The sequence below is a fragment of the Paracoccus laeviglucosivorans genome (genome assembly GCF_900182695.1).
Lineage (GTDB): Bacteria > Pseudomonadota > Alphaproteobacteria > Rhodobacterales > Rhodobacteraceae > Paracoccus > Paracoccus laeviglucosivorans.
The window spans coordinates 107,452-133,079 of sequence record NZ_FXTK01000009.1 but is presented as its reverse complement, the minus strand read 5'-3'; the positions used below and the strand labels follow the sequence as shown (position 1 = coordinate 133,079).

Sequence of the window (25,628 nt, the reverse complement as noted above, 5' to 3'; positions counted from 1 at the left end):
CATGCCCAATCGCCCGACGATTACGTCTCGCTGGGCCGCGACGTGGAAAGCCAGGTGCTGGCCCGTGCCATCCACGCCCATATCCACCGCCGCGTGTTCCTGAACGGCAACAAGACCGTCGTCTTCCCCGCATCTCCGGGAAGCTACGCTTCAGAAAGAATGGGATGACCTCTTGATGTCGCATACGCAAGGGGGCGATGTTTGTAACATCGCGATTTGCCTTTCCTATCATCTGCTTGCGGCAGGTGATGGGAAGATCCCCTGAGCTGCACGACGGCGTTTTGGCTGGCAGGCGATCTGGCGGATTTGCCAGATAGCGCCAGCCGCCAGCGATGAGTGCGTCTTCATCCTGATGCCAAAGTCCTGCGCCACGGATCCTTCGCTTATCGCGCACATTCCGCAGGCCAAGGCGAGATACCCGCAGCTTCCAGGCTTGCCGGACAGGCAACCAGCGCACCTAGTTCACGATCAGTTCGGCATGAAGCGCCCCTGCTGCGTGGATGGATTTCAGAATGTCGATCATGTCGCGCGGCCGGATCCCCAGCGCATTCAGCCCGGCGACGACATCCGACAGGGACGATTCCCCTGAAACTTCGGCAAAGCCGATGCCCGGTTCCTGCGTAATCTCGGCCTGACTGCGTGGCAGAACGACTGTATCCCCCGGAGAGAAAGGGTTGGGCTGGGACACCACCGGCGCTTCACGCACGCGCAATGTAAGGTTCCCCTGCGATACGGCCACGCGCGAGATGCGCACATCCTCGCCCATCACGATGGTGCCGGAACGGTGGTCGATCACCACCCGCGCTGCTGTTTCCGGCTCGACGCTGATATTTTCGATCTGGCCGATCAGACGTGCCGGGTTCACATTTCCCAGCACGGATGCGTCGATCGCGATCGTTCCTGAATCCATCAGGTTGGCGACGCTGCGACCCAGACTGCGATTTATCGCCGCCTCGACCCGCGCGGCGGTGGTGAAATCCGGGTTGCGCAAGGCCAGACGCAGGCTGGTCATCTGCGAAAAATCGAACGCCACTTCACGTTCGACCCGCGCGCCTGACGGGATTGTCCCAGTTGTCGGCACGCCTTGCACGACCGAAGCCGCAGCACCCCCGGCCTCGGCCCCGCCCGCCAGCACCGAGCCTTGCGCGACGGCATAGATTTCCCCATCCGCCGCGTTCAGCGGCGTCATGACCAAAGTTCCGCCCAGCAGGTTTTTCGCATCGCCGATTGCGGCCACGTTCACGTTGATCTGCGAACCTGCGCGGGCAAAGGGTGGCAGGGTTGCGGTTACGATGACGGCGGCGACGTTCTTGGGCCGAAACGCCTCTTGCGAGACATTCACACCCAACCGTTCCAGCAGGCCCGCCATGATTTCTTCGGTAAAAGGCGAGTTTCGCAGGCTGTCGCCCGATCCGTTCAGACCGACGACCAGCCCATAGCCGACAAGATCATTGCCCCGAACGCCATCGACGTTTGCCAGATCCTTGATACGGATGGGGACGGCATGGGCCGTGCCCAAATGCAGTAATAGCCCGATCAGCAACACCAAAATCCGCATCACAGATAGCCCGTCAGGCTAAGTTTCGACAGCCGCGCCGTCAGGGTATAGATCGTCTCGATATTCGCCTCGACCTCTTTGAGCGCGGTGGCGGTGTCATAGGGGTCTGCCGCGATAAGACCGTTGCGTGCGATCAAAAGCGCCGAGTTTTCCGCGTCATTCGCCGTTTTCAGCCGCGCCGCCGCCTCTTCCTGCACGCCGATGGCGGAACGCGCATTGGTCAGCTGACCTTCGCCATTCACCAGCAGGAACCCGGCGGCCCGCGTCAGTTCACGCAAGGTCAGGGGGGCCAGCGTCAGGTTTTCGGCGGCATAGGCCATGATCGACAAGCCCCGCAGCGTGTCACGCAATTCGGGCGCATCTGCCGTCAGATCGCTGCCCAGCTTCTGTTCCGGTGCCACAGCCGTCAGCGTGGTGCCGCCAGGGCTGCCAAGATAGCCGGTATCCGCAAACCCGCCGCCGCCGGGTGGGGCATCGAAATAACCGTTGATCGCGGCGAGTATCTGCGCCGGATCGGTCTGCCCGGCGACGGCGGTGGTCAGTTGCGCCATAAGATCAGCGTGGCTGGCCATGGCAGGCTGATCCGAGCGCGTGCCGGAAAAAACGAAGCGTCCCGCGACCGAGGTGTTCAGCGCGGCAATCACGCCGCGCATCTCATCCGGGGCCTTGCGAATCTGCAGGATCAGGGCAGGGTCAGATGAGATCAGCGCCTCGGACAAAAGCAGGGTTCCGGTGGCCTGAGCGACGGATTGCACCTGTTCCAACGCGGTCTGCATCCCGGAAAGCTGGCCTTGCACCTCGGCCAGGTTCAACCCGTGCGTTTTCAGTTGTGCCAGCCGCGTTTCCAGCTGGTTGATGCGCGTCAGGTCGCCGCCAAGCGCCAGCGGAATATCGGATTTGACGCCGGTCGTGGTTTCCTTGGCAAGCGTGTCGAGCTTGGATTTCAGCCCGGTTTGCGACAGCCGCAACTGGTAGGAGCGGGCAAGATCGCTGACGGAATTCAGCTTGGTCATGTCAGCCTCAGGATCTGGTCAAGCATGTCGTTGGCGGTCTGCAGCACCTTGGCGTTGGCGGCATAGGCACGCTCCAGCGAAAGCAATGCCTCCATTTCCGTATCGGTATCGACGCCACCGGCCAGCAATGCGGTTCTTAGGCTGCCTGCACGGCTTTGGTCCTGCACGGCGACCGCTTCGCTGCGCAATCGTTGCGTCGCTGCCCCCGAGGCGATTTCCGATGCCAGTCCGATCAGCGTGCGCGGCCCCGTCCCAAGCTCTGACGAGGCAGGCGGGCGGCTGTCGGCCAGCGCCGTGCCCATCGCCAGACGCAGGCTGCTTTCGCCAACCTCACCCGGATCTGCCGCGCCAAGGCCCGCGCGGATGCGCCAAAGCGCGCCGCCTGCCTGCGGATCGATGGCCGCATTGACCGCGATGCGATCGGCGAAACCCGGTTCATTGGCGGGCAAAAGGGCTGTCTGAGCGTCAGTGAAGATGCCCGGCTGCCCGGCGGCCAGCGTCGGATCGACCGCAGGATCGGCAAAGCGGGAATAAAGATCGCGCGCAAAGCCGTCGATCTGCGCCTGAAAGCCGGGTGCGATCCTGTCGCGGATCTGGAAATGTGCCGATAGCGTGCCGCCGGCCATTTCCTGCGCTGCAAGCGACCTGCCATTCAAGGACAGCGTGCCAAGGGCACCGTTCTCAACGCTCATCCCCGCGGTGATCGTGCCCGTGGCGACAAAGCCGATCTGCGCGGGGGCAGTGCCGTCCAGCAGCGTGGCGCCGCCCTTGGTGAACAGTGCCACGCGGCCGTTTTCGCGCGTCACCTCTTGGATCGGCACGATGGCAGAAATCTGGTCGATGGCATCCTGCCGCGCGTCGATCAGCGATGAAGGATCGCCACCCTGCGCGCTGGTCACCGTGATCTGGCGGTTCAGCGCGGCGACCCGTTCCAGCGCATCGTTCAGACTGGCGACGTCTTTGCCGATGTCGTGGTCGGCCTGACTGCGGGCGGTGCTGATGGTCTGGGAAATGCCGTTGATCTTTTGCGCGATGCCTTTCGCCGCATCCAGCACGGCGTTCAGCCGCACCTGATTGTCGGGACGGGCCGAGGCGGACAGGATCGCATTGTCCAGCCCGGTCAGCGCCGCCCCCAATGCGCTTGCGTCATTTGCCGTGCCGAAGGCCTGTTCCATCACAGCGTGGAACGTCGCGACAGTGCCCGATTGCGATGATGCGGCCAGCGCAAGGCGGCTGTCCGACAGCAGCCCGGCATCAATGGCGCGCCGCACGCCGTCGATGCCCACACCGCCGCCATTCGCGGTATGGATGCGCGATGACAGCTCAAGCTCTCGTCTGGCATATCCGGCGACGGATTTGTTGGCGATGTTCGTTGCCACCAGTTCCGTGCCGCGACTTGCGGCGGTCACGCCCGACAGAGCGTTCGAAATCGCGGATGAAAGGCTCATGCAGTCAATCCCTTACGGTGTCAGCGCTTGATGTTCGTGGTTTCCTGCAGCATCTCATCCACCGTCTGGATGATCTTGGCGTTCGAGGAATAGGCGCGCTGGGTCTGGATCAGGTCGGTCAGCTCAGCCGCCACATCGGTGGTCGAACCTTCGCGCGCATAGCCCGCGATCGACCCGGTCGGACCGTCCCCCGCATCCCAAAGGAAGAAGGCGCCCGATTGCGGCGACACTTCATAGGTCTGGCTGTCCAGCGCGATCAGCCCATTCGGATTGGGTACATCGACCAGCGGAACCTGAAACAGCGTGCGGGTCGCGCCATTGTCATAGGTGGCGCGCAGATAGCCGTTCTCATCAATCTCGACCGCGGCAAGGACGCCCGCCTGCGTGCCGTTCTTGGTGACGTTGGTCGGAGAGAAGTCGGAACTGATCTGCGTCAGCCCGCCCGGTGCGCCGGGGGTGCCGATGCTGATCGTGATGGGTCCGCGCGCGGCACCGACCGTCAGCGCCCCGGCCACGGGATCATAGGCCCCGCCGCTAAGCGTGGTGACGTTGGCAAGCGGGCCGCCGGGCGCGTCGTCGAATTCCAGTTCATACGATCCCACAAGCGATTCATCCGCCGCCGTGACGGGATCGTCCGCCGTAGCCGAATCGCGGATTTCGACCGTCCAGCTGTTCGACCGGCCCGTGCCTGCCGCGCCCACCGTGGGCGTGAAGGTCATGGTCAGGTTCCGCGTCGCGCCAAGGTTGTCGTAATATTCGATGGTCGCGGTCGATGGCGCGGGACTGCCCCCGCCCACCGTCGCCTCGGCCGGGAGATTGAAGCCGACGCCGATCCGTGTTGTCGGCTCGGCAAATGTATCGCTGCTATTCAGAACGATAGGTTGCAGCGCCGCGGTCGAATCCCGCGCCACCGCGGGGAAAGTGCCGTCGCGATTGGCGGGCCAGCCCATCAGCACCAGTCCCGAGGCCGTGCGCAGCACCCCTTCCTCATCCGTGCGGAAGGCGCCGGTGCGGGTCATCATCAAAGGCGTGCTGTTATCAAGGCTGCCAAGCTGGGTGGCGTTGATGACGGGCAACATGCCGCGTCCGGTGATTGCGATGTCCAGAGGGTGGCTTGTCCCGATCAGGCTGCCACGCTGATCGACGGCGCGGCTGGTCGAGGTCTGGACCCCGCCCGCCGTATAGCGGCCGCCGCCCCGCGCATCGCCGATCACGATGCTTTCGAAATCTGTGCTGACGCGCTTGTAACCATAGGTGCCGGAATTCGCGATATTGTCCGAGATACCGGCCAGTCGGGCCGAATTCGCGGCAAGGCCAGAAACACCGGCGCTAAGGGCAGAGGAAATCGACATAGCCTGTCATCCTGTCTGAGTCGTTTGCACCAGCTTGCGCCGTGCGGGTTAAGATCGGCCTAACGGCGACCGGTTCATCGCAGCAAAATCACTTCGATCCGGTTGTTTGCAGGATCCATCGGATTGACCGAGCGGTTGCGGCGGTCCGCATGTGCCTGCACCCGCTGCACCCGCCTGCCGTCCAGCCGCGCGGCTTCCAGCAGGTTGCGCACGGTATGCGCACGCGCATCCGACAGCGCCCAGACCGGCGAATGGATCAGCATTTCGGGATAGCCACGCACGTGGCCCGAAATCGCGATCTGGTTCTTGACCCGCCCCAGCACCCCCGCAAGGATCGTCGCCAATTCCTGCATCGGGGGGCTGGGCTGCGCACTGTCGCCCATGAAAAGCGGTTCATCCAGCAGATCGGTCAGTTCGATCACCAGCCCTTCGTCGGTCATGCGCGTCACCACATGTTTCAGCAGATTGGTGCGCTGCATCGATTCCGCGCCGCTGCCGGTGAGTTCGTCCTGAACATGCTTTGCCGCCTGTTCGAACGCAGCATCGCGGGCGGTCCCGCCTTCGGTATCGCGCGATGCGCCCATGCCCTGGCCGGTATTCGTCGTGGCGTTCTGTTCGTGGCCGCCGAAAGCGCCGTCGCCACCGCCATTGCTGGACTGGAGCAGCGTCGGGTTGAAGTAGTCGGCCAAGCCCTGACGCTGCTTTTCCGTGGTCGCATTCAGCAGCCACATCAGCAGAAAAAACGCCATCATCGCGGTGACGAAATCGGCATAGGCGACTTTCCACGCGCCGCCGTGATGGCCCGCGCTGCCGCCGCCGCGCACCTTTTTGATGATGATCGGCGCACCGCCCTTGCCCGCCATGAGTCGCCCTTTCGGTCAAATTCCGGGTAAGGCTAGGCCAGCATCGCCTAACATCCAGTTAACGGCTCAAATGCCGCATATTATCCGCAAAGCGCGGCGTGATCTTGCAAGCGCCCGGTTGCGCCCTATTCTGATGTCATGCTGACCGAAGGCTCATATGACCTGACGACCGGCGCGGGGCTGGTGGCCTGTCCCCGCTGCGATGCGTTGCATATCGAACGTGAACTGGCGCCGGGCGAAACCGCGCGCTGCGTACGCTGCAATACGCTGCTGGCCAGTCCGCGCGTGGGGGCATTCACGCGCATCATCGCGCTGTCTTTCGCATCGCTGGTGCTGATGGTCGGCGCGGTGTTCTTTCCGTTTCTGGAAATCTCGCGCATGGGGTTCGGAAATGAGACCTCGCTATTCGGCGTCGCGGTGGCGTTTTCGCATGGCGTGCTGATGCCGCTGACCGTGGCGCTGTTGGCCACCATCGTGGGACTGCCGGTGCTGCGCGCGATCCTGCTGGTCTATACGCTGCTGCCTTTGTCGCGCGGACAGGCACCGTTCCGCCATGCCGTCCCGGCGTTCAGGCTGTCCGAAACCCTGCGCCCCTGGTCTATGGCCGAGATTTTCGTGATCGGCACGGCCATTGCGCTGGTCAAGGTGGGCGGACTTGCCACAATCAGTTTCGGCCCGGCCTTCTGGGCGTTTTGCGGGCTGATCATGGTCAATGCCGCCAGCAATGCATTCACCAGCGCCACCACGATCTGGGATGCGATCGAAGATGGCGGGCTGGCCACCGACGGCCGTGAAATCACCTCGGAAACCGCTGGATGAGCGAACATCACGCCCCCATCATGACCGCCCATCGCGCCGGGCTGGTCGGTTGCCGCAGCTGTGGCCGCGTCTGGCCCGAGGGGCAGCAGACCTGCCTGCGCTGCCGTTCCGATCTGAACCCGCCGGACCGCCGTTCGCTGAACGCGGTCTGGGCATGGCTGATCGCGGGGCTGATCTTCTACATTCCGGCCAACCTGTTTCCCATGCTCAAGACCTCGACCTTTGGCGGCTTGGCGGGCAACAGCGAATCCACGATCCTTGGTGGCGTGATCGAGCTGATCCACTATGGCAACTGGGGGGTGGCCGCGATCGTGTTCGTCGCCTCGATCGTGGTGCCCATCGGCAAGTTTCTGTCGATCGGCTGGCTGGCATATGTCGCGGGGCGCCCGGCCAGCGTCAAGGACGCCCATCGCCGACTGGTCATCTATGAGGTGGTGGAATTCATCGGGCGCTGGTCGATGATCGACGTGTTCATCGTGGCGATCTTGTCGGCGCTGGTTCAGCTTGGCTTTGTCGCCTCGATCCATCCCGGCCCGGCGGCGGTGTCATTCGCGCTATCGGTTGCGTTCACCATGCTTTCCGCGCAGAGTTTCGATCCAAGGTTGATCTGGCGCGGGCTGCCGCTGAGAAGCCGCAAGGACTAAAAGGGACAGATGACCGACACTCCCCCGCCCGACAGCAACAACGCTGCCATGAAACCGGCTGAGCCTGCGCGCAAGCCCGCCGCCCGTGCAGCGGCGCGGGCCGGATCGTCGTTGGTCTGGCTAGTCCCGATCATCGCTTTGATCGTGACGCTGGGCGTCGGCTGGAACGCCATCGCCAGCCGCGGCACGTTGATTTCCGTCAAGTTCAAGGATGCGACCGGGATCACGCCGGGCGAAACGGCGGTGAAATTCCGCGAAATCACCGTGGGCAAGGTCGAGGCCGTGCGTTTTACCAGCGACCTGCAGCAGGTCGAGGTGAACATCCGTGTGGACAAGGATCTGGCGCAATATATCGACAAGGACGCGCAGTTCTGGATCGTGCGCCCTCAGGTGACGGCGCAGGGCATCTCGCGTCTGGACACCGTGCTGACGGGTTCGTTCATAGAAGGTTACTGGGACGACAAGCCGGGCGAACAACCGGCTGGGTTTCAGGGGCTGGAGCGTCCGCCCGTGTCGCGTTTCGGCCAGCAGGGCACGCTGATCACGCTGGCGACGGAACGTTCGCGCGGCATGACCGAAGGCGCGCCGGTTCTGTTCCGCGGCCTGCCGGTCGGGCAGATGCAGAACCTGCGGCTGGCCGAAAATGACGAAGGCGTGCTGGCCGATGTCTTTGTCGCCGCGCCTTACGACAAGCTGCTGACGACCAATACGGTGTTCTGGGATACCTCGGGCTTTTCGGTTTCGCTGGGGACGCAGGGGGTGTCGCTGAACGTGAATTCGCTGGCCTCGGTGCTGCAGGGCGGGGCCGAATTTGCGACGGTGCGTTCCGGCGGCGGGGTCGTGGAAAACGGCCATGTGTTCCGCCTGCAACCCGATCAGGAAACCGCCGAGGCGAACCTGATTTCGGATGAGGCGAACGCGCTGCGCCTGACCATGCTGATCGACGAATCCGTCAAGGGGCTGGAGACGGGCGCCAACGTCCAGTTCATGGGGCTGACCGTGGGCCGCGTCACCAATCTGGCCGCCCGCGTGGTCAAGGACGATCAGGGGCAGGATCATGTCGAACAAGAGGTGACGCTAGCCATCACCCCCGACCGTCTGGGCATGACCGGCGACCCGACCGAGGAACAGGCGCTGGATTTCGTGGCCGATATGGTCAGCCGGGGCCTGCGCGCCCGTATCGCCAGCGCCGGTTTCTTCGGCACCTCGCTTGAGGTCGAACTGATCGAGCAGCCCGATGCCGTTCCCGCCGAACTGGACCGCGCGGCGGCGCCCAACCCGATCATCCCCTCGATCCCCGGCGATATTTCCGATTTCACCGGCACGGCGCAGGGTTTCCTTGCCCGCGTCGGCAACCTGCCCATCGAGGAGGCGCTGAAATCCGCGACCGACATGATGAATTCGGTCACGGCGCTGGCCAGCAGCGACGATACCCGCGCCATTCCGGGCGCGCTGCGGGGCACGCTTGAGGATGCGCAGGGCGCGGCAGGCGAAATCCGTCAGGTCGCGACCGAGCTGCGCGAATCCGGTGCCATCGGCCAGATCCGCGGCATGGTCGACGAGGCCGCCGCCGCTGCCGAGGCGGTCAAGCTGGCCGCAGCCGACGTGCCGGGCATGGTCGAACAGATCGACGCGGCTGCCGCCAAGGTCGGCGAGGTGGACTTCGCCTCGATCTCGACCGAGGCCGAAGGCATCCTGAAAGACGTCCGCGCCATGCTGGGCACCGAAGATGCGGCGCAACTGCCGCGCAACCTGTCGCAGACGCTGCAAGCTGCCTCGGGGCTGCTGAACGACCTGCGCGACGGCAATGCGGCAGGCAGCCTGAACGAGGCGCTGGCCTCGGCCAAGGTCGCGGCGGACAATGTTTCGGCCTCGGTCCAGCGCCTGCCGCAGCTTTCGGCGCGGCTGGAATCGCTGGCGGCACGGGCCGAACAGGTCATCGCGGCCTATGGCGACCGGTCCAATTTCAACACCGAAACCATCAACCTGATGCGAGAGATGCGGCGCGCGGCCAATGCCTTTGGCAGTCTGGCCCGCACCATCGAACGCAATCCGCAAGCCTTCATTCTGGGACGGTAAGATGCGCCATATCCTGATTGCCTCGGCCATTGTCGCCACGCTTGCCGCCTGTTCGAACGGCGAAAAGACCGCGCGTTATCTGATCGACCCGCCTGCCCCCTCGGAACGGGTGGCGAACCGTCTGGGCACGACCGAGCTGAAAGACGTTTCGCTGCCCGACTATGCCTCGGGCGATGAGGTCAGCTGGCAGACGGTGGATGGCGCGGTCCGGTCGAACACCAAGGAATTGTGGGCCGATGCGCCGCAGCGGTCATTCACGCAGACCCTGGCGCGGACCATTTCCGACATCTCGGGCGCGACGGTGATCCCCGAGCCTTGGCCGCTGGCCGAACCGCCCCGCCGCACGCTGGAGGTTCGCGTCGAAAAGGCGCTGGCGCAGGCCGACGGCACCTATCGCCTGTCGGGCCGCTATTTCGTGGGCGATTCCGGCGCTGGCGGTGCCAATCAGGCGCGCAGCTTTGACATCGCCGTTCCGATGGGCACTGCCGAGCCGACGCCCGCCATCATCGCCCGCGCGCAGTCGCAGGCGATCTCGCAGCTTGCGCGGCAGATCGCGGTGCTGGGCGGGCCGGGGAATTCGGTGCGCACATCGTCCAGCGCACCACGGATGGATGACATCTTTTCGCAGCCATTGCCGCCGTTGGACGGTTAACCCTCGGACGGGACGAACTGGCCGAAACGCCCGGCGGCAAAGACCAGCGGGTGGTCGCCGGGACCGGCCACGGTGACGCGCAGCACCCGCCCGATCATCACGCTGTGATCGCCCGCATCATGCACGGCATGGGTCGCGCAGTCGAAACGCGCGGCGACACCGGGGATCACCGGGACGCCTTCGTCGTTCAGCACATGGTCCAGCCCGTCGAACTGCAATCCGCCGCGGGTAAAGCGCAGACAGGTTTCCAGCTGTTCGGACCCCAGCACATGCACGGACCAATGCGCGGCCCCGGCAAATGTCACATGGCGCGACGACGATTTGGCGGGTGACCACAAGACCAGCGGCGGCTCCAGCGAGACGCTGGAAAAGCTGTTCGCGGTCATGCCCAGCGGGCCTTGTTCCCCCAGCGTGGTGACGACCGTCACGCCGGTCGCGAAACGCCCCAACGCCTCGCGCAGCACCCGCGCCTCGGCGTTGGCGGGGTGAAAGGTGATTTCATCGGCGAGCCGGTCTTGGGTCGCGGGTGGAATTCGGCTCATGCGCGGGGCCTCATCTGCTGTCGCGCGGACCATAGCGGGCGCGTCCAAGGGCATCAAGTTCAGCCGGGAAATCCCGTTGACGGAATGGGGCTTAGCGCGGCGATCATCTGGCCGTGCAGGCGCGGTGCCGCGACGACCAGCCCATCAGACAGCGGGCGCGCGCGGTTGAAGCGCAGGGGACGGCCCGAGAGTTCCGTCGCGCGGCATCCGGCGCGTTCCGCGATCAGGCTGCCCGCCGCAATGTCCCATTCCCAGGCGGCGCGGGTCGAAAGCGTGGCGTTGAACGCGCCTTCGGCCACCAGACATAGCCGCCATGCCAGAGAGGGGCGGAATTCCCGTCGCAGTCCCGGCACGCCGTTTTTCCAGAATGCCGGATCGAAGCTGGGCTTTCCCGCCAGAACCGTCGCGCCGTCGATCGGGTGATCGGCGGGCGCGATGGGCTGGCCGTTCAGCAAGGCGGGGCCGTCCGCCACCGCCGTATAGGTCAGGCCGCGCGCGGGCAGATGCACCACAGCCGCCGTGATCCGGTCGCCCGTGGTGATGGCCAGCGAATGGGAAAACCCTTCCTGCCCGTCCAGAAAGGCGCGGGTGCCGTCGATCGGGTCGATGATAAAGCAATGCGCCGCATCCAGACGTGACGGCTCGTCCGCCGATTCCTCGCTTAGCCAGCCATAATCGGGGCGGGCGGCGCGAAATGCCGTTTCAAGATATGCGTTGACGGCAAGATCCGCCTCGCTGACGGGACCGGCGCCGCCGCCTTTGTCCCATGCCTGCGGATCCTGCCGCCAATAGCGCATGGCGATCTCGCCCGCTTCGCGCGCGGCATTTTCCAGAAGCGTCAGATCACGCGCCGGCAACGGTCATCCCTTCGACCAGAAGGCTGGGCACGCATGTCGAACGCCATTCCGGCGCGTCATTCGCGGCCGTCAGCCGCATCAGCATGTCGCGCAGATTGCCTGCGATGGTGCATTCGTTGACCGCATGGGTGATTTCGCCGTTTTCGACCCAGAACCCGCCCGCGCCACGCGAATAGTCCCCCGTGGTCGCATTGATCGAAGCCCCCAGCATCGAGGTCACGATCAGCCCGCGCCCCATGTCTCGGATCAGGTCGTCGCGTGTATGCGTGCCTTGCGACAGCACCAGATTGGTCGTGCCCGGCGACGGCGGACTGCCCGCCCCGCGCGAGGCGTTTGCGGTAGACGCCATGTCCAGCTTGCGCCCGGTCGCCAGATCCAGCGTCCATCCCTGCAGCACGCCATCGCGCACCAATGCGCGGTCGGCGGTCGCCAGCCCTTCGGCATCGAACAGGCGTGAACTGCCATAGCGGCGCAGATGCGGCATCTCGATCAGGTCGAAACCGGGGGGCAGCACCGCTTCGCCCATCGCGTCGCGCAGCCAGCTTGCGCCGCGTGCCACCGCGCTGCCATTCACCGCGCCGACCAGATGGCTGATCAGCCCCGAGGCGACGCGCTCATCATACAGGATCGGGAATGCGCCGGTCGGGGGCTTGCGTGCGCCGCGACGCGCCACGGTGCGTTCTGCGGCCAGACGCCCGATAACCTCGGGCGCGGGCATGTCGGACAGATGCACCCGACCTTCGCCGGCCCAGTCACGTTCCATCCCGGTGCCTTCGCCGGTGATCGCGACGGTCGAAAGGCTGTGGCCGGAACGCGCATAACCCGCCGAAAACCCGTTCGAGGCCTGAAGCCACATCCACCGCTGGGAATAACCGGTCGAGGCGGTTTCGATCTGCGAAATCCCCTGAACCTCTTGTGCCGCCGCCTCGGCCCGCAGGGCGGCGTCCTGCAAGGCTTCGGGTGTGGGCTCGCTGGTATCGAACAGCTCAAGCCGCGTGCTGTCGGTGTCCGCAGTCAGTTGCCCCGGTTCGGCAAGGCCCAGATAATCGTCGATCGGTGCTTCGCGGGCCATCGCGACGGCGCGCGTCGCCATCTCCTCGATCGCCGAGGGGTCCGAGGCCGAAACACAGGCCTGTCGCCCGCCCAGCAGCACCCGCAGCCCGATTTCCACGCCTTCGGCGCGTTCGGCATGTTCCAGCCGCCCGCCGCGCACATCGACCGATACCGCTGCCGCGTTCAGCGCCACCGCATCGGCCTGATCGGCCCCCGCGCGCCGCGCGGCGGTCAGAAGCTGATCGGTCAGGGATTGCAGGCGCTGAAAATCGGACATGGCTATTCCTCAACAGAAAACGGGGGCATGGCCATGCCCGCCCCCGTCGCAAAATGCAGGGCGTGGCGCGATATTACCGCGCCACGGATCGGATTACTTGATCTGCTGGCCGTTGGCAAAGATCGAGCCGCCTTCCTTGAATTCAAGGTCAGTCACCAGCTTTTCGGGATTGCCGTCCACGGGCTTGGCGAACATCGCTAGCATCATGCGCACACCCATCATCTGGTCTTCCGGGATCAGGCCCATCGCGCCCAGCTTGTCCAGAAGGCCGTTCACGCCTTCATATTCGGCATGAACCTGACCCACGGGCGCGGTCATGTCGCCCGATTCCGGGGCCTTCAGCGCGCCGGTCGCGTTGATCTTGGCACCGACGGCGTTCAGCGCGAACTGGTTGATCGTCAGCTCGGTCGGCTCAAACGGTGAGGGTTCGGCGGGTTCGTCCATCATCTCGTCGGTGGCGGCACCCATATCCGCCTCGGCCTCGGCGTCATCGGCGGGGGCCGCGGGATCGACGCCTTCGGTGGTGGCGGCTGCGGTATCGTCAGCGGGGGCTGCGTCATCCGTCGCCGTCTCATCCGCGGCATCGCTGGCGCTTGGCGGGGTGAAGATGTTTTCGGTGACCTTCATCAGCCCGGTCACGTCCAGTTCAAGCGAGGCGGGATCGCGGGGCAATTGCGCCTGCGGGTCGAACATCCCCCAAATTTCATCGCCCAGCGTCAGGCCCGCCAGCGAATAGGCGAACTTGAAGGGCTGCGGCGCATCCTGCTGCATCACCGGCAATTGCATGTCGAAGCTGGCATTTTCCAGCGCATAGCGGATCGGCATGGGGAATTGCGGCGAGGTCATCTCGAACTGGATCGCGTCCGAGGCGGCCTGATAGCCCATCCCGTCCTTGGACAGGTTGAAGCTGACATCGAAGCCTTTGCCGTCATATTTGCCCTGACCGCTGGAGGGCTGGCCATTTTCATCCGTGCCCGCGAATTCGAAGGTCGCAGCCATGTTGCCCGATTCCAGCTTGCCGTTCATCGCAAGTCCGGCAGCCAGCGCATCGGCCATCTGGTTTTCGATGTCGCTGAACGGGCCTGCCGCGCTCATGGTGCCGTCGGTGCGGATGCCGTCCACCGTGCCTGCGAACTTGACGTTCTGGCCTTCGGCTTCGGAAACGTCGCCTTCGAAGGTCAGCTTGTCCGACGCCATATTATAGTCGTAGCGGTTGGGCGAGCCGGATACGATGTGGAAATCGCCCTTGGTATTCGTCAGGCCGAACTTCATCGGCAACGGGCTTTCCGTGCCATCGTTGGTGATGGTCGTCAGCGTCACGTCGATGGTCGGATAGTCGAATGTATGGGTCATGTCCTCGGGCGCGCCCGAGGTCAGGATGCTGTTGCCCGGCATATCCAGCGCAACGGGCAACGAGAAGGTGCCGCCCTCGGCCTCGGTCCCTGACACATCCATGGTCATCTTGTCGGCAAAGACCGTCTTGACGCGTCCATCGCCTTCGTCGGTCAGGGTGATTTCGGGCGTGGTCGAGACGATCTTGCTGGCTTCGCTGCCACCCGAAATCGTCACGTCCTTCAGCGTCAGCGTGCTGCCCGCCTGATCGCGGCTACCTTCGGTGACGGTGTAGCCGACGGATTGGTAGTAATCGACCCAGGACTGCCAGACCTGTTCAGGGGTCACGTCGGCAAAGGCGGGCGCGCTGAACGCGGCCAGTGCCAGGGCGGAGCTTGTCAGTCTTAGGGACATTTCATTACCTTTCCTGGGCGAATGAATAATAAATAAGCGTTTCGCAATTTCTGCCACAGCATATGGCCCGGTCCAAGGAGGGCAAGGAGGGATAGCATGATCTTGACCGAAATCAGCCGCAGTATCGGCACGATCCGCATTTCACGGCCCGATAAGGCTAATTCGCTTGGATCGGCGATGCTGGAGGCGCTGATTCGCGCCTTTGAGCAGATGGCCGCGACCCCCGATCTGCGCGGGGTGATCCTGACTGCCGAGGGGCGGGTTTTCTCGGCCGGGGCCGATCTGGACGAGGCGCGGGCGGGGCTGGCCGTATCGGAACTGTGGGAACGGCTTTCGGCGCAGGTGGCAGCCATGCCATGTCTGACGATTGCGGCGCTGAACGGCACGGTCGCGGGTGGCGCGATGGGAATGGTGCTGGCCTGCGACATGCGTCTGGCGGTGCCGGATGCGCGGTTCTTTTATCCGGTGATGCGGCTGGGCTATCTGCCGCAACCCAGCGATCCGGTGCGGTTGGCGGCGTTGGTCGGGCCGTCACGTGCAAAGATGATCCTGCTGGCAGGGCAAAAGATCGCCGCAGATGAAGCGCTGGCATGGGGGTTGATCGACCGTATCGCGGCGCCCGATGCGCTGCTGGGCGAGGCCGAGGCGCTATGCGCCGACGCGCTGGCCGCGCCGCAAGGCCATGCGGCGGCGATCAAGCGGATGCTTTAGCAAGGCGGGGGCACCGCCCCCGGTTTTTGTCAGGGGCGCTGCCCCGGACCCTTGCGGGTCCTCCCCGAGGTATTTCAGGAACAGAGAAGCCGAAAGGCGCGGTTTGCCGCGCCGCGGATCAGGCGTAAGCCGACTGCTTTTTGAAATGCGTGCACAGCAGGTAATAAACCACCGCGCGGTATTTGTTTCGGTTGGCGCTGCCATATTGCTGGATCACGCTGTCGATGGCGGTCGTCAGGTCGGGGCCGTCGGGCAGGCCGAGTTTCTTGATGAGGTAGTTCTGCCTGATGCGATCAAGTTCAGCCTTGTCCGAAGCTGCGACGGTTTCGGCGTCGTTGCTGTAGATCGACGGGCCGCAGCCGATCACCACTTTGGTCAGCAGGTCCATATCCGCCTTGATGCCCAGCTTGTCCTGCATGTCGGCGGCATATTTGGCGATCAGGTCGTCACGTTTGCTCATGTGGAAATCCCCCGGATGATAAGTCCGGGGGAAAGCGTAACGCGCTGGATTCAAATGGCAACAAAAACCGGAAACGCGGCTTAGTAGCGGTAGTGTTCCGATTTGAACGGGCCTTCGGGGGTCACGCCGATATAGTCGGCCTGTTCCTTGCTGAGTTTGCTGAGCTTCACGCCGATCTTTTCCAGATGCAGGCGGGCGACCTTTTCATCCAGCGCCTTGGGCAAGATGTAGACGCCGGGCTGGTATTCGTTGCCGCGCACCCACAGTTCGATCTGGGCCAGCGTCTGGTTGGTGAAGCTGGCCGACATCACGAAGCTGGGATGGCCGGTGGCATTGCCAAGGTTCAGCAGGCGACCTTCGGACAGCAGGATGATGCGGTTGCCCGAGGGCATTTCCACCAGATCGACCTGTTCCTTGACGTTGGTCCATTTGTGGTTTTTCAGCGCGGCGACCTGAATTTCATTGTCGAAATGGCCGATATTGCCGACGATGGCCATGTCCTTCATCTCGCGCATATGCTCGATGCGGATGACATCCTTGTTGCCGGTGGTGGTGATGAAGATGTCGGCGGTGGCGACTTCATCCTCAAGCAGCGTTACCTCAAATCCGTCCATGGCGGCTTGCAGGGCGCAGATCGGATCGACCTCGGTCACCTTCACGCGGGCGCCTGCGCCGCGAAGGCTTGCGGCCGAGCCTTTGCCCACATCGCCGTAACCGCAGACCACGGCGACCTTGCCCGCCATCATCACGTCGGTGGCGCGGCGGATGCCGTCGACCAGCGATTCCTTGCAGCCGTATTTGTTGTCGAATTTCGACTTGGTGACGCTGTCATTGACGTTGATCGCCGGGAAGGGCAGCAGCCCTTTCTTGTGCAAGTCGTAAAGGCGATGGACGCCGGTGGTGGTTTCCTCGGACACGCCCTTGATCGCGTTGCGTTGCTGGGTGAACCAGCCGGGGCTGGCTTCCAGTCGCATGCGGATCTGGGCGAAAAGCGCCTCTTCCTCTTCGCTGGTGGGGACGGAGATCAGGTCAGTCTCACCGGCTTCGACGCGCGCGCCCAGCAGGATATACATGGTCGCATCGCCGCCATCGTCCAGGATCATGTTGGCGGTGCCTTCGCCGAACTGGAAGATCTTATCGGTATAGGACCAGTATTCCGGCAGTGTTTCGCCCTTGATCGCAAAGACCGGAATGCCTGCTTTCGCGATTGCCGCCGCCGCGTGATCCTGGGTCGAGAAGATGTTGCACGACGCCCAACGAACCTCGGCGCCCAAGGCAACCAGTGTTTCGATCAGAACGGCGGTCTGCACGGTCATGTGCAGCGAACCGGCGATGCGTGCGCCCTTGAGCGGCTGCGCTTCGCCATATTCGGCGCGCAGAGCCATCAGGCCCGGCATCTCGATTTCGGCGATGTCCAGTTCCTTGCGGCCATAATCGGCCAGGGCAATGTCACGGATGATATGGTCGGTCACGGCTTTGCCTCGCACATGAAAATTCGTGCGAGGCCATATCACTTGCCGCCCTGCGCTGCAAACCGATGGGCACAGGTCAGCCGTTCAGGCCGACCTTGGTCAGATAGGCCGCCGGGTTGGCCGCGCCACTGAAGCCGATTCCCGATGCGATGACGCAGCTTGTCTGGTCGGGGCGTTCCAGCACAACCGTCCACGTTCCCATCAGGTCCGAGCCCCAAAGTGCGGTGTCGCGACCGTTGGTGGCGATCTTGGTTTCGTCGAAGTCCTGTTTCAGGCTGGCCTCGACCTCGGCATCCATATCGCACCAGGGCTGATCCTCGACCGCTTCGGCGGACGGTGGCAGGGTGCGGGCCATTTCGCGCACGGCGCGCGGATCCATGCCCGCGACAGCCGACCATCCACGGGGTTCGGGATTGTCGCTGCGTGCGGTGATTGTGGCCAAGGCGCCCGTTGCGGGCAGGGCTATAATAAGCGCCATTGCGGCAGTGGTGATCTTCATCCTTCGATCCTTTCGCTTGCGCGGCGATCGGAATAAAAACGCGCGGCACGGGCACGAGTTCCGACCGCAGGCTGGCACGTCGCGCGGCAATGCCCTAAAAACGGCGCAGAAAACGATTTCATCGGGGGAAGTCATGTCGATCTTGCTGGCGGATGTGGGGGGGACCAATGCGCGGCTTGCGCTGGCACGGGACGGCGGGGTCGATGCAGACAGCATCACCCGGTTTCGCGGCGACGATCATCCCGATTTCGATGAGGTGGTAAGGCTTTACCTTGAGGCCAAGGGCCAGCCGCAGATCGATGCGGTCTGCGTGGCGGTGGCCGGTCCCGTCTCGCAGGGGCGGGCGCGGCTGACGAACCGCGACTGGACCTTTTCGGAGGAGCGGCTGCAGGAGCTGACCGGCGCGGGTCGGGCGCGACTGATCAACGATCTGACCGCGCTTGGCTATGCGACGCCTGCCCTGTCGGGCGAGGCGGCGGGGTTTCTGCGCGATGCGCCCGTTCAGGCGGCAAATGGCCAGCGGCTGGTCGTGAATGCGGGGACGGGCTTCAACGTCTGCGCCGTCAAGGTGCTGCCGACGGGCGGAATCGCCTGTCTTGAGGCCGAGGTGGGCCATATCCGCCTGCCCGTATCGGTCGAGCGTCCGCTGCGCGAAGTCCTGGGAGCCAAGGCCGATCCGCTCGATTCGGTCGAAGAGCTTTTTGCCGGGCGCGGTCTGGCCAAACTGCATGCGCTGCTGACCGACACCCCGCCCCAGCGCGCCGAGGCCGTTGTAGCCGCAGCCGATCAGGGTGATGCGGCGGCGACTGCGACCTGTGACCTCTATGCCCGCCTGTTCGGTCTGATGTGCCGGGAACTGGCGCTGAGCTTCATGCCGATGGAGGGGATGTTTCTTGCCGGAAGCGTTGCCCGCAGCGCTACACAACGCATTGAAATCTTTGAGCAGGCCTTTTTGTCCGATCCGCTGATGGCGCAAATCCCGCGCGGCGTGCCGATCGGCGTCATTCGCGATGACATGGCGGCGCTGCACGGCTGCCTTGCCGCCGTGGCGTGAAAAAACATCAGGTATTGGCCCCCGGTGCTGGATTTCGGGGGCCATGCCTGCAAGACTGGCAATCAAACAGCCAGAGCAGGGCGGGGCAGCATGAAACGACTTCTTACGGCAGGCGCTGCTGCCGCATTGCTGGTTGCTGCGGGCGCCGGTGTCGTGATGGCGCAATCGGGATCGTCGTCTTCGTCATCATCGCCTTTCTCGGGGTTGTTCGGCGGCTCGGACGGCAATGACGCCTCGCCGGTGGACATTGATTTCCAGATCGGCGGGCGCGACGACGATATTCTGCCGCTGGTGCGCACCACCTCGCTTTTGGTCAGTGCGCAGGCCGAGGGGCGCGTGACCGGGCAGGACATGCTGGCCGCCGCGCGGGGCGATTACGCCCGCATTCTGGGCGTGCTTTACGATCAGGGTTATTATTCGGGTCTGATCGACATCAAGCTGGACGGGGTCGAGGCGGCGCAGATCGCCCCCCTGGATGCACCCAAGATCGTGCGCAAGGTGGTCGTCAGCGTCGATCCCGGTCCGCGTTTCCGCTATAGCCGCGCCGAAATCGGGCCGCTTGCGCCCAAGACCGACCTGCCCAACGACTACCGCGCAGGCGGCGTGGCGCGCACCGGCGACATGAAGACCGCCGCGACGAATTCGGTCAGCGCATGGCGTGACGTGGGCTATGCCAAGGCCGCCGTCTCGGATACGCAGATCATTGCTGATCATGCGACGAATGAAATCGACAGCCGCATCGCGCTGACCCCCGGTCCCAGCCTGCGCTTTGGCGAATTGACCATTCGCGGTTACGAACGCATGGACCCGCGCCGCCTGCGCAAGATCGCGGGCTTTCCCGAAGGCCAGCGTTTCGACCCCGAGAAACTTGAAGATGTCAGGAAACGCCTGCGCCGCTCGGGCGTGTTTTCCGCGATCACCCTGACCGAGGCGGATTATGTCGGCCCCGACAACACGCTGGACGTGGATTTGCAGGTGGTCGAACAAAAGCTGCGCCGGATCGGCGGCGGGTTCGAATTTTCCAGCACCGATGGTCTGGCGCTGACCGGCTATTGGATGCACCGCAACCTGCTGCGCGGAGGAGAGCGGCTGCGCGTGGACGCGGGCATCACCGATATAGGCTCGCAGGATTCGGGGCAGGACTATAACCTTGGCGTGCGTCTTGACCGCCCCGCGACGATCACCGCCGACACGACCGGCTATGTCGAAGCCATCGTGAAAAGCGAGCAGGAGGAGGATTACGATCTGAAATCCGGCACCTTTGGTCTGGGTTTCACCTATCTGCCCAATGACGATCTGACTGCGGACATCGCGCTGCAATTCCGGGCGCTGCGGGTCGATGACGAAAGCGGGCGCACCAATTTCCGCCTGTTCGCGCTGCCCATGTCGATCATCTACGACAAGCGCGACGAGCCGACCGACGCCAAGCGCGGCTATTGGGTCTCGGGCGGTATGATCCCGTTCTTCGGTCTGCAGGACGAAACCGGCACGGGCGCGCAGATCACGTCCGAGGGGCGCGCCTATTACAGCTTCGGCGCGGATGACAAATTCACGCTGGCGGGCCGTGCACGGCTTGGCACGGTGGTCGGTCCCGAAATCGACGAAGTGCCGCGCGACTATCTGTTCTATTCCGGCGGCGGCGGCACGGTGCGCGGCCATTCCTTCGAATCCCTGGGGGTCGAGGTGATCGACGGCCCGGACGGCCCGGTCAAGACGGGCGGCATGTCCGTCGTCACCCTGACCGCCGAGGCCCGCATTCAGGTTCGCGAAAAGATCGGGCTGGCGCTGTTTGCCGATGCCGGTCGCGTCTGGGCGGACGAGGCGTTTTCCGGCCAGAACGGCTGGCAGGCCGGGGCAGGCGCGGGCATCCGTTACAAGACCCCCATCGGTCCGCTGCGCTTCGATCTTGCCACGCCGGTCGGCGGCGGCGACGGCGATAGCGGCGGGGTTCAGGTCTATATCGGTCTGGGGCAGGCATTCTGATGAAACTTCGCGATCTTTCCGCCCGTGTGCTGATCCTGCTGTGGCTGGCCTTGCTGGCCCCCTTTGCCGCCATCGCGCAGGATGATCAGCAAGCCGAAACCGCCGCGGAAATCTCGCAAGAGGTGGACGACGATCAGGGGTTCATCACACGGTTCCTGCAAGAAAAGCTGTCTGGCGCGGGCCGACAGGTCCATATCGAAGGTTTCCGTGGGGCACTGTCGTCACGCGCGACATTCGACCGCATGACCATTGCCGATGACAGCGGCGTCTGGATCACGCTGGAAAACGGCGCCATGCAATGGAGCCGCACGGCCCTGCTGTCGCGCCGCGTTGACATCAACGAACTGACGGCCGAGCGGATCATCCTGCCGCGCCTGCCTTCGGGCGGCAGCGAAGGCACGGCTCCGCAGGCCGAGGCGCGGGAATTTTCCCTGCCGCAACTGCCGGTCGGCGTGAACATCGCCAAGATCACCGTGGGCCGGGTCGAGCTGGGCGCGCCCATCATCGGTCAGGAAGCCGTGCTGTCGATCGATGGCAGCATGAACCTTGCCGGGGGCGAGGGCGCGACCAAGCTGACCATCAACCGCGTTGACGGTCCACGCGGGCAATTCCTGCTGGATACGGCTTTTTCCAATGCGACCCGCGTTCTGGCGCTGAACCTGCAACTGGACGAAGACGCGAACGGGCTGTTCACCAATATCGTCAAGATGAACGGCCGCCCTTCGGTCAAGGGCGAGATTTCGGGCAATGGTCCGCTGTCGGATTACACCGCGAATATCAAGCTGGACACGGACGGCCAGCCGCGTGTCAACGGCACCGTGGCGATCAAGGCCGAGGAGCGCGAAGGCGCACCGGGCACGGCGTTCCGCGCCGATCTGGGCGGTGACATTGCCAGCCTGACATCGCCCGACAACCAGCAGTTTTTCGAAGGGGAATCGGTCATTCGCGCGAATGGCTGGCGCGGCGCGGATGGGCGACTGCTGATCCCCGAACTCAAGATCTCGACCGGGGCGCTGGACCTGTCCGGTTCGGTTGCGACGACAGCGCAAGGGGCTCCCGAAAGCGCCAAGCTGACGCTACTGCTGGGACAGGATGCAGGGGCCACACAATTGCCCGTCGCCGTGCCCTTTGGCAGTGTGCAGACCACGGTGCGTTCGGGCAGCCTGCGGCTGGATTACGACGCAGCGCAAGGGCAGGGCTGGCAGCTTGTCGGGCGCGTGGGCGACGTGACCCGCCCCGATATAAGCCTGTCGGAACTGCGCATCGACGGCCGTGGCCGCGTCCTGCTGACCGAGGCGCAGGCGCTGGATCAGGTGCGTGGCTGGGTCGCGTTCGGCATGGACGATCTGGCCCCGACCGATCCCGGTCTGGCCAGTGCGCTTGGTCACACGCTGAACGGCGGTCTGAACTTCGCATTCTCTCCCGGCAATGCGCTGAGCTTCTGGGGCATGAACATCAACGGCGACGAATTCGGGCTGAAGGGTGAAACCACCGTCTCGGGCCTGCAAAGCGGCATCACGCTTTCGGGCAACGTGACGGCGCAGCATGAAAACCTGTCGCGCTTCTCGCAGCTTGCCGGACGCGAACTGGGCGGCAGCGCCGAAGCCACGATCAAGGGCCGCTATGCGCTGCTGGGCAAATCCTTTGACGTGGATACGCAGATCCAAGGCAACGACATCCGCGTGGGTCAGGCCAATGCCGACCGTATGCTGGCCGGCGCATCGCGCATCGACCTGAGTGCCAAGCGCGATACCACCGGCATCCAGCTGCGTCGCCTGACCGTCAACGCCCAGAACCTGACCACCGAGGCGCAGGGCTTTGTCAGCAGTTGGGCCAGCGACGTGACCGCCAAGATCAGCATGCCCGACCTGTCGGTCGCTGACCCGCGCTATGCCGGGGCGATCAATACCGACGCGCATCTGACCGGCGCATCTGGCGCGCGCAAGGTGGTGCTGAACGGCGATGCCCGCGATCTGGTCGTGGGAATGCCCGAAATCGACGGCGCCTTTAAGGGTGAGACCAAGCTGCTGGTCGAGCTGCTTGAGACGAACGGAACCTATGATCTGCAAAAGTTCGACCTGTCGAACCCGCAACTGCAAGCCGACGGCACCGGCAGCTTTTCCCCGACCGAGCTTGATGGCCAGTTGAACGTAGCCATGCCCGATCTGGCGGTTCTGGGGCGCGGCTTCTCGGGCGGTCTGACCGCGCAGGCCACCGCGACGCGGGCCGATGGCGCGCGCAAGATCAAGGTCACCGGACGCGGCACGGACCTGCGCCTTGGTCAGCAGGACGTGGACGGCGCGCTGACGGGCGTGACGAACCTGGATCTGGATGCCGAAGAACGCGGCGGCGAATTCACCATCAACAGCTTCAACCTGAATAACCAGCAATTGCTGGCCGAAGCGCAGGGCAAGGTCGGCGGCAGCGGCACGGATATGACGGGCCGTGTGGACATCAAGTCGCTGGCGAGCTTTGGTCGGGGCTGGCGCGGTGCCCTGAATGCGCAGGGCAGCTTCAAGGATGACGGCACAGGCGCGCGGCGTCTGGACGTGACGGGGACGGGCAGCAACCTTTCCTTTGGTCAGGCGCAGCTTGACGGTGCGTTGACCGGCGCGACCCAGCTTGCCATTCGCGGGACCGAACGGGACGGCACCTTCCAGATCGAAACCGCCCGCGTCGAAAACCCACGCCTGAACCTTGCCGCCGAAGGTCGGGTGGGACAGGGCACGACGGATCTGCGCGCGAACCTTCGCGCGGACGATCTACGCTTTCTGGGCCGGGGCTTTCGCGGCGCGGTCACGGCACAGGGCCATGTGACCGACCAGCAGGGCGGCGGACGCGCGATCACCGCCACGGGCAATGCGCGCGGGCTGGCCGTGGGCACTCCGCAAGCCGACCGCATTCTGGCGGGCCAGACGAATTTCGACCTGGCCGCGCAGCAACGCGCCAATGGCAGCTTCTCCGTCAGCAAGCTTGAGGCGGGGAACCCGCAATTCCGCATCACCGGCGACGGCTCTCCGGCCGAGGGGGTGAACCTTGATGCGCGGCTGACCGATATTGGCATCCTTGTCGCCGGTTTCCCCGGCCCGGCCGAGGTGCAGGGCCGCATCCGCAATACCGGCAATGCCTATGACCTGAACCTGAACGCCACGGCGCCGGGTCAGACGCAGGCGCGCATCACCGGCACGGCTGCGGCGGATTTCTCGACCATGGATATTCGGGTCGAAGGCACGGGGAACGCGGCTGCGGCCAATCCGTTCCTGCGCACCCGCAGCATCGAAGGCCCGCTAAGCTTCAACATCCGCGTGAACGGCCCGCCGGGTCTGGATGCGGTGTCGGGGCGCGTCGCGTTGACCAATGGCCGTCTTGCCGAGCCGCGCTTTGGCCTTGCGATCAGTTCGCTGAACGCGGCAGCCGACATTGCCTCGGGGCGGTTGATGGTCGATGTGGATGGCGCGGTCGAAAGCGGCGGCACGATCACGGTGGACGGACCCGTCACGCTGACCGGCAGCCGTCCGATGGACCTGACCGCGCGGCTGAACAATGTCGGGCTGCGAGACCCGAACCTGTATGAGACGCGGGCCAGCGGCACCATCCGCATCACCAGCAGCGGTGGCGGCGCACCTCTGGTCGCGGGCCGCATCGATGTGGGCACGACCGAGATCCGCATCCCCTCGACCGGGCTTGGCGGAGCGCGGGCGATCCCGAACATCATCCACCGCTCTGAACGCCCGCCCCAGCGCCAGACCCGCGCCAAGGCCGGCCTGCTGGAATTCCCCAGCGACGCATCGCGTCAGGCCGGCATGACCGCGCCGCCCGCGACGCCCCCCGCCGTGCCCGCGCGCTTCGATCTGCTGATTTCGGCCCCCGATCAGGTCTTCATCCGCGGTCGCGGCGTCGATGCCGAACTGGGCGGCGAAATCCGCCTGACGGGTGATGCGCATACCCCGATCCCGATCGGGCAGCTGGAACTGATCCGGGGCCGTGTCGATCTGCTGGGCAAGCGTTTCGATCTGACCGAGGGGCTGGTCGAACTGCAGGGCAGCCTGATTCCCGTGATCCGTCTGGTCGCACAGACCGAACAGGATGGCGTGACCACCCGCATCATCATCGACGGCGAGGCGCAGGATCCCGACATCACGTTCGAATCCAGCCCCGACATGCCCGAGGAAGAAGTGCTGTCGCAACTGCTGTTCGGGCGCGGGCTGGACAATATCAGCGCGCTTCAGGCGGCCCAGCTTGCCAGCGCCATCGCCACGCTGGCCGGGCGCGGCGGCGACGGGATCATCGGGCGGCTGCGCGCCTCGACCGGGTTGGACGATCTGGACCTGACGACCGACGATCAGGGCAATGTCTCGGTCCGGGCGGGCAAATACCTGTCCGAGAACCTTTACACCGATGTTGAGGTCGGGGATGAGGGCAAGACCAAGCTGAACCTGAACCTTGACGTGTCCAAAAGCCTGACCGCGCGCGGCTCGGTCGCCAGCGACGGCGAAAGCACGCTGGGCCTGTTCTACGAACGCGATTACTGACGGATCGGTCGGGC

General features: G+C 64.5%; 20 protein-coding genes and 1 pseudogene. 9 read left to right on the top strand and 12 right to left on the bottom strand.

The features are described from left to right. Positions 1 to 168: pseudogene (gene purU / locus FN835_RS21605) on the top strand (formyltetrahydrofolate deformylase); the annotation flags it as partial. A 289-nt stretch (positions 169 to 457) separates the two neighbouring features. On the opposite strand, the gene FN835_RS11660 reads toward purU, so the two are convergent. The 5 genes from FN835_RS11660 to FN835_RS11640 all read right to left on the bottom strand — a co-directional run bounded on the left by FN835_RS11660 (position 458) and on the right by FN835_RS11640 (position 6,234). Continuing rightward, complete coding sequence (locus tag FN835_RS11660; RefSeq protein ID WP_142663401.1) at positions 458 to 1,558, bottom strand: flagellar basal body P-ring protein FlgI; 1,101 nt, start codon at positions 1,556 to 1,558, stop codon at positions 458 to 460. Further along, positions 1,558 to 2,571 carry a flagellin N-terminal helical domain-containing protein gene (locus tag FN835_RS11655; RefSeq protein ID WP_142663400.1) on the bottom strand — a complete coding sequence of 338 codons (1,014 nt, stop codon included), beginning with the start codon at positions 2,569 to 2,571 and terminating at the stop codon, positions 1,558 to 1,560. Before FN835_RS11655 ends, FN835_RS11660 begins: the two co-directional genes overlap by 1 nt. Then, positions 2,568 to 4,019, bottom strand: coding sequence for a flagellar hook-associated protein FlgK (gene flgK / locus FN835_RS11650; RefSeq protein WP_142663399.1), 1,452 nt, complete (start codon positions 4,017 to 4,019; stop codon positions 2,568 to 2,570). Before flgK ends, FN835_RS11655 begins: the two co-directional genes overlap by 4 nt. Before the next feature lie 20 nt (positions 4,020 to 4,039). Beyond that, positions 4,040 to 5,371, bottom strand: coding sequence for a flagellar hook protein FlgE (locus tag FN835_RS11645; protein ID WP_142663398.1), 1,332 nt, complete (start codon positions 5,369 to 5,371; stop codon positions 4,040 to 4,042). A 74-nt stretch (positions 5,372 to 5,445) separates the two neighbouring features. Then, positions 5,446 to 6,234, bottom strand: a complete 789-nt coding sequence (locus FN835_RS11640) for a flagellar motor protein MotB (RefSeq protein ID WP_142663397.1) — start codon at positions 6,232 to 6,234, stop codon at positions 5,446 to 5,448. Positions 6,235 to 6,372: 138 nt separating this feature from the next. Between FN835_RS11640 and FN835_RS11635 the strand changes: the two genes are divergently transcribed. The 4 genes from FN835_RS11635 to FN835_RS11620 are packed head-to-tail and all read left to right on the top strand — an operon-like array spanning position 6,373 to position 10,428. After that, on the top strand, positions 6,373 to 7,053 hold the full coding sequence (locus FN835_RS11635) for a paraquat-inducible protein A (protein ID WP_142663396.1): 681 nt from the start codon (positions 6,373 to 6,375) through the stop codon (positions 7,051 to 7,053). Continuing rightward, positions 7,050 to 7,697 carry a paraquat-inducible protein A gene (locus FN835_RS11630; RefSeq protein WP_142663395.1) on the top strand — a complete coding sequence of 216 codons (648 nt, stop codon included), beginning with the start codon at positions 7,050 to 7,052 and terminating at the stop codon, positions 7,695 to 7,697. Before FN835_RS11635 ends, FN835_RS11630 begins: the two co-directional genes overlap by 4 nt. Positions 7,698 to 7,706: 9 nt before the next feature. Further along, positions 7,707 to 9,776 (top strand): PqiB family protein, encoded by a 2,070-nt coding sequence (locus tag FN835_RS11625; protein ID WP_142663394.1) that lies wholly within the window; start codon positions 7,707 to 7,709, stop codon positions 9,774 to 9,776. A gap of 1 nt (position 9,777) precedes the next feature. Beyond that, the gene (locus tag FN835_RS11620) at positions 9,778 to 10,428 is read left to right on the top strand and encodes a PqiC family protein (RefSeq protein ID WP_142663393.1); all 651 of its coding nucleotides are present in this window, start codon (positions 9,778 to 9,780) and stop codon (positions 10,426 to 10,428) included. Here the strand turns inward: FN835_RS11620 and ferA are convergent. The 4 genes from ferA to FN835_RS11600 form a co-directional block, all read right to left on the bottom strand. Continuing rightward, positions 10,425 to 10,970, bottom strand: a complete 546-nt coding sequence (gene ferA / locus FN835_RS11615; protein WP_142663392.1) for a flavin reductase FerA — start codon at positions 10,968 to 10,970, stop codon at positions 10,425 to 10,427. The two genes, FN835_RS11620 and ferA, sit on opposite strands and share 4 nt — an antisense overlap. Positions 10,971 to 11,029: 59 nt before the next feature. Next, positions 11,030 to 11,827 carry a 3'(2'),5'-bisphosphate nucleotidase CysQ gene (locus tag FN835_RS11610; RefSeq protein WP_142663391.1) on the bottom strand — a complete coding sequence of 266 codons (798 nt, stop codon included), beginning with the start codon at positions 11,825 to 11,827 and terminating at the stop codon, positions 11,030 to 11,032. Further along, on the bottom strand, positions 11,814 to 13,157 hold the full coding sequence (locus FN835_RS11605) for a TldD/PmbA family protein (RefSeq protein ID WP_142663390.1): 1,344 nt from the start codon (positions 13,155 to 13,157) through the stop codon (positions 11,814 to 11,816). Before FN835_RS11605 ends, FN835_RS11610 begins: the two co-directional genes overlap by 14 nt. Before the next feature lie 93 nt (positions 13,158 to 13,250). Further along, positions 13,251 to 14,903, bottom strand: coding sequence for a DUF2125 domain-containing protein (locus FN835_RS11600; protein ID WP_142663389.1), 1,653 nt, complete (start codon positions 14,901 to 14,903; stop codon positions 13,251 to 13,253). Positions 14,904 to 14,999: 96 nt separating this feature from the next. Between FN835_RS11600 and FN835_RS11595 the strand changes: the two genes are divergently transcribed. Continuing rightward, complete coding sequence (locus FN835_RS11595; RefSeq protein ID WP_142663388.1) at positions 15,000 to 15,614, top strand: enoyl-CoA hydratase/isomerase family protein; 615 nt, start codon at positions 15,000 to 15,002, stop codon at positions 15,612 to 15,614. 118 nt (positions 15,615 to 15,732) lie between these two features. Here FN835_RS11595 and FN835_RS11590 read toward each other — a convergent pair whose 3' ends face one another. The 3 genes from FN835_RS11590 to FN835_RS11580 form a co-directional block, all read right to left on the bottom strand. Beyond that, on the bottom strand, positions 15,733 to 16,074 hold the full coding sequence (locus FN835_RS11590; RefSeq protein WP_142663387.1) for a DUF2853 family protein: 342 nt from the start codon (positions 16,072 to 16,074) through the stop codon (positions 15,733 to 15,735). A gap of 80 nt (positions 16,075 to 16,154) precedes the next feature. Continuing rightward, positions 16,155 to 17,546 carry an adenosylhomocysteinase gene (gene ahcY, locus FN835_RS11585; protein ID WP_142663386.1) on the bottom strand — a complete coding sequence of 464 codons (1,392 nt, stop codon included), beginning with the start codon at positions 17,544 to 17,546 and terminating at the stop codon, positions 16,155 to 16,157. A 76-nt stretch (positions 17,547 to 17,622) separates the two neighbouring features. Beyond that, positions 17,623 to 18,045 (bottom strand): hypothetical protein, encoded by a 423-nt coding sequence (locus tag FN835_RS11580; protein WP_142663385.1) that lies wholly within the window; start codon positions 18,043 to 18,045, stop codon positions 17,623 to 17,625. Between the two features lie 133 nt (positions 18,046 to 18,178). Here FN835_RS11580 and FN835_RS11575 point away from each other — a divergent pair, with 133 nt between their 5' ends. From FN835_RS11575 to FN835_RS11565, 3 genes are all read left to right on the top strand, one after another. Next, positions 18,179 to 19,099 (top strand): glucokinase, encoded by a 921-nt coding sequence (locus FN835_RS11575; RefSeq protein WP_142663384.1) that lies wholly within the window; start codon positions 18,179 to 18,181, stop codon positions 19,097 to 19,099. Positions 19,100 to 19,189: 90 nt separating this feature from the next. Continuing rightward, positions 19,190 to 21,082 (top strand): autotransporter assembly complex protein TamA, encoded by a 1,893-nt coding sequence (locus FN835_RS11570; RefSeq protein WP_142663383.1) that lies wholly within the window; start codon positions 19,190 to 19,192, stop codon positions 21,080 to 21,082. Continuing rightward, a complete protein-coding gene (locus tag FN835_RS11565; protein ID WP_142663382.1) occupies positions 21,082 to 25,614 on the top strand; it encodes a translocation/assembly module TamB domain-containing protein in 4,533 nt (1,510 codons plus the stop codon). The genes FN835_RS11570 and FN835_RS11565 overlap by 1 nt, the downstream gene beginning before the upstream one ends. Positions 25,615 to 25,628 lie beyond the last annotated feature (14 nt).

What these genes read in the sequence shown, in the direction of transcription:
- FN835_RS11660 (WP_142663401.1), bottom strand. Translation starts at nt 1,558, where the DNA reads ATGCGGATTTTGGTGTTGCTGATCGGGCTATTACTGCATTTGGGCACG.
- FN835_RS11655 (WP_142663400.1), bottom strand. Translation starts at nt 2,571, where the DNA reads ATGACCAAGCTGAATTCCGTCAGCGATCTTGCCCGCTCCTACCAGTTG.
- flgK (WP_142663399.1), bottom strand. Translation starts at nt 4,019, where the DNA reads ATGAGCCTTTCATCCGCGATTTCGAACGCTCTGTCGGGCGTGACCGCC.
- FN835_RS11645 (WP_142663398.1), bottom strand. Translation starts at nt 5,371, where the DNA reads ATGTCGATTTCCTCTGCCCTTAGCGCCGGTGTTTCTGGCCTTGCCGCG.
- FN835_RS11640 (WP_142663397.1), bottom strand. Translation starts at nt 6,234, where the DNA reads ATGGCGGGCAAGGGCGGTGCGCCGATCATCATCAAAAAGGTGCGCGGC.
- FN835_RS11635 (WP_142663396.1), top strand. Translation starts at nt 6,373, where the DNA reads ATGCTGACCGAAGGCTCATATGACCTGACGACCGGCGCGGGGCTGGTG.
- FN835_RS11630 (WP_142663395.1), top strand. Translation starts at nt 7,050, where the DNA reads ATGAGCGAACATCACGCCCCCATCATGACCGCCCATCGCGCCGGGCTG.
- FN835_RS11625 (WP_142663394.1), top strand. Translation starts at nt 7,707, where the DNA reads ATGACCGACACTCCCCCGCCCGACAGCAACAACGCTGCCATGAAACCG.
- FN835_RS11620 (WP_142663393.1), top strand. Translation starts at nt 9,778, where the DNA reads ATGCGCCATATCCTGATTGCCTCGGCCATTGTCGCCACGCTTGCCGCC.
- ferA (WP_142663392.1), bottom strand. Translation starts at nt 10,970, where the DNA reads ATGAGCCGAATTCCACCCGCGACCCAAGACCGGCTCGCCGATGAAATC.
- FN835_RS11605 (WP_142663390.1), bottom strand. Translation starts at nt 13,157, where the DNA reads ATGTCCGATTTTCAGCGCCTGCAATCCCTGACCGATCAGCTTCTGACC.
- FN835_RS11600 (WP_142663389.1), bottom strand. Translation starts at nt 14,903, where the DNA reads ATGTCCCTAAGACTGACAAGCTCCGCCCTGGCACTGGCCGCGTTCAGC.
- FN835_RS11595 (WP_142663388.1), top strand. Translation starts at nt 15,000, where the DNA reads ATGATCTTGACCGAAATCAGCCGCAGTATCGGCACGATCCGCATTTCA.
- FN835_RS11590 (WP_142663387.1), bottom strand. Translation starts at nt 16,074, where the DNA reads ATGAGCAAACGTGACGACCTGATCGCCAAATATGCCGCCGACATGCAG.
- FN835_RS11580 (WP_142663385.1), bottom strand. Translation starts at nt 18,045, where the DNA reads ATGAAGATCACCACTGCCGCAATGGCGCTTATTATAGCCCTGCCCGCA.
- FN835_RS11575 (WP_142663384.1), top strand. Translation starts at nt 18,179, where the DNA reads ATGTCGATCTTGCTGGCGGATGTGGGGGGGACCAATGCGCGGCTTGCG.
- FN835_RS11570 (WP_142663383.1), top strand. Translation starts at nt 19,190, where the DNA reads ATGAAACGACTTCTTACGGCAGGCGCTGCTGCCGCATTGCTGGTTGCT.
- FN835_RS11565 (WP_142663382.1), top strand. Translation starts at nt 21,082, where the DNA reads ATGAAACTTCGCGATCTTTCCGCCCGTGTGCTGATCCTGCTGTGGCTG.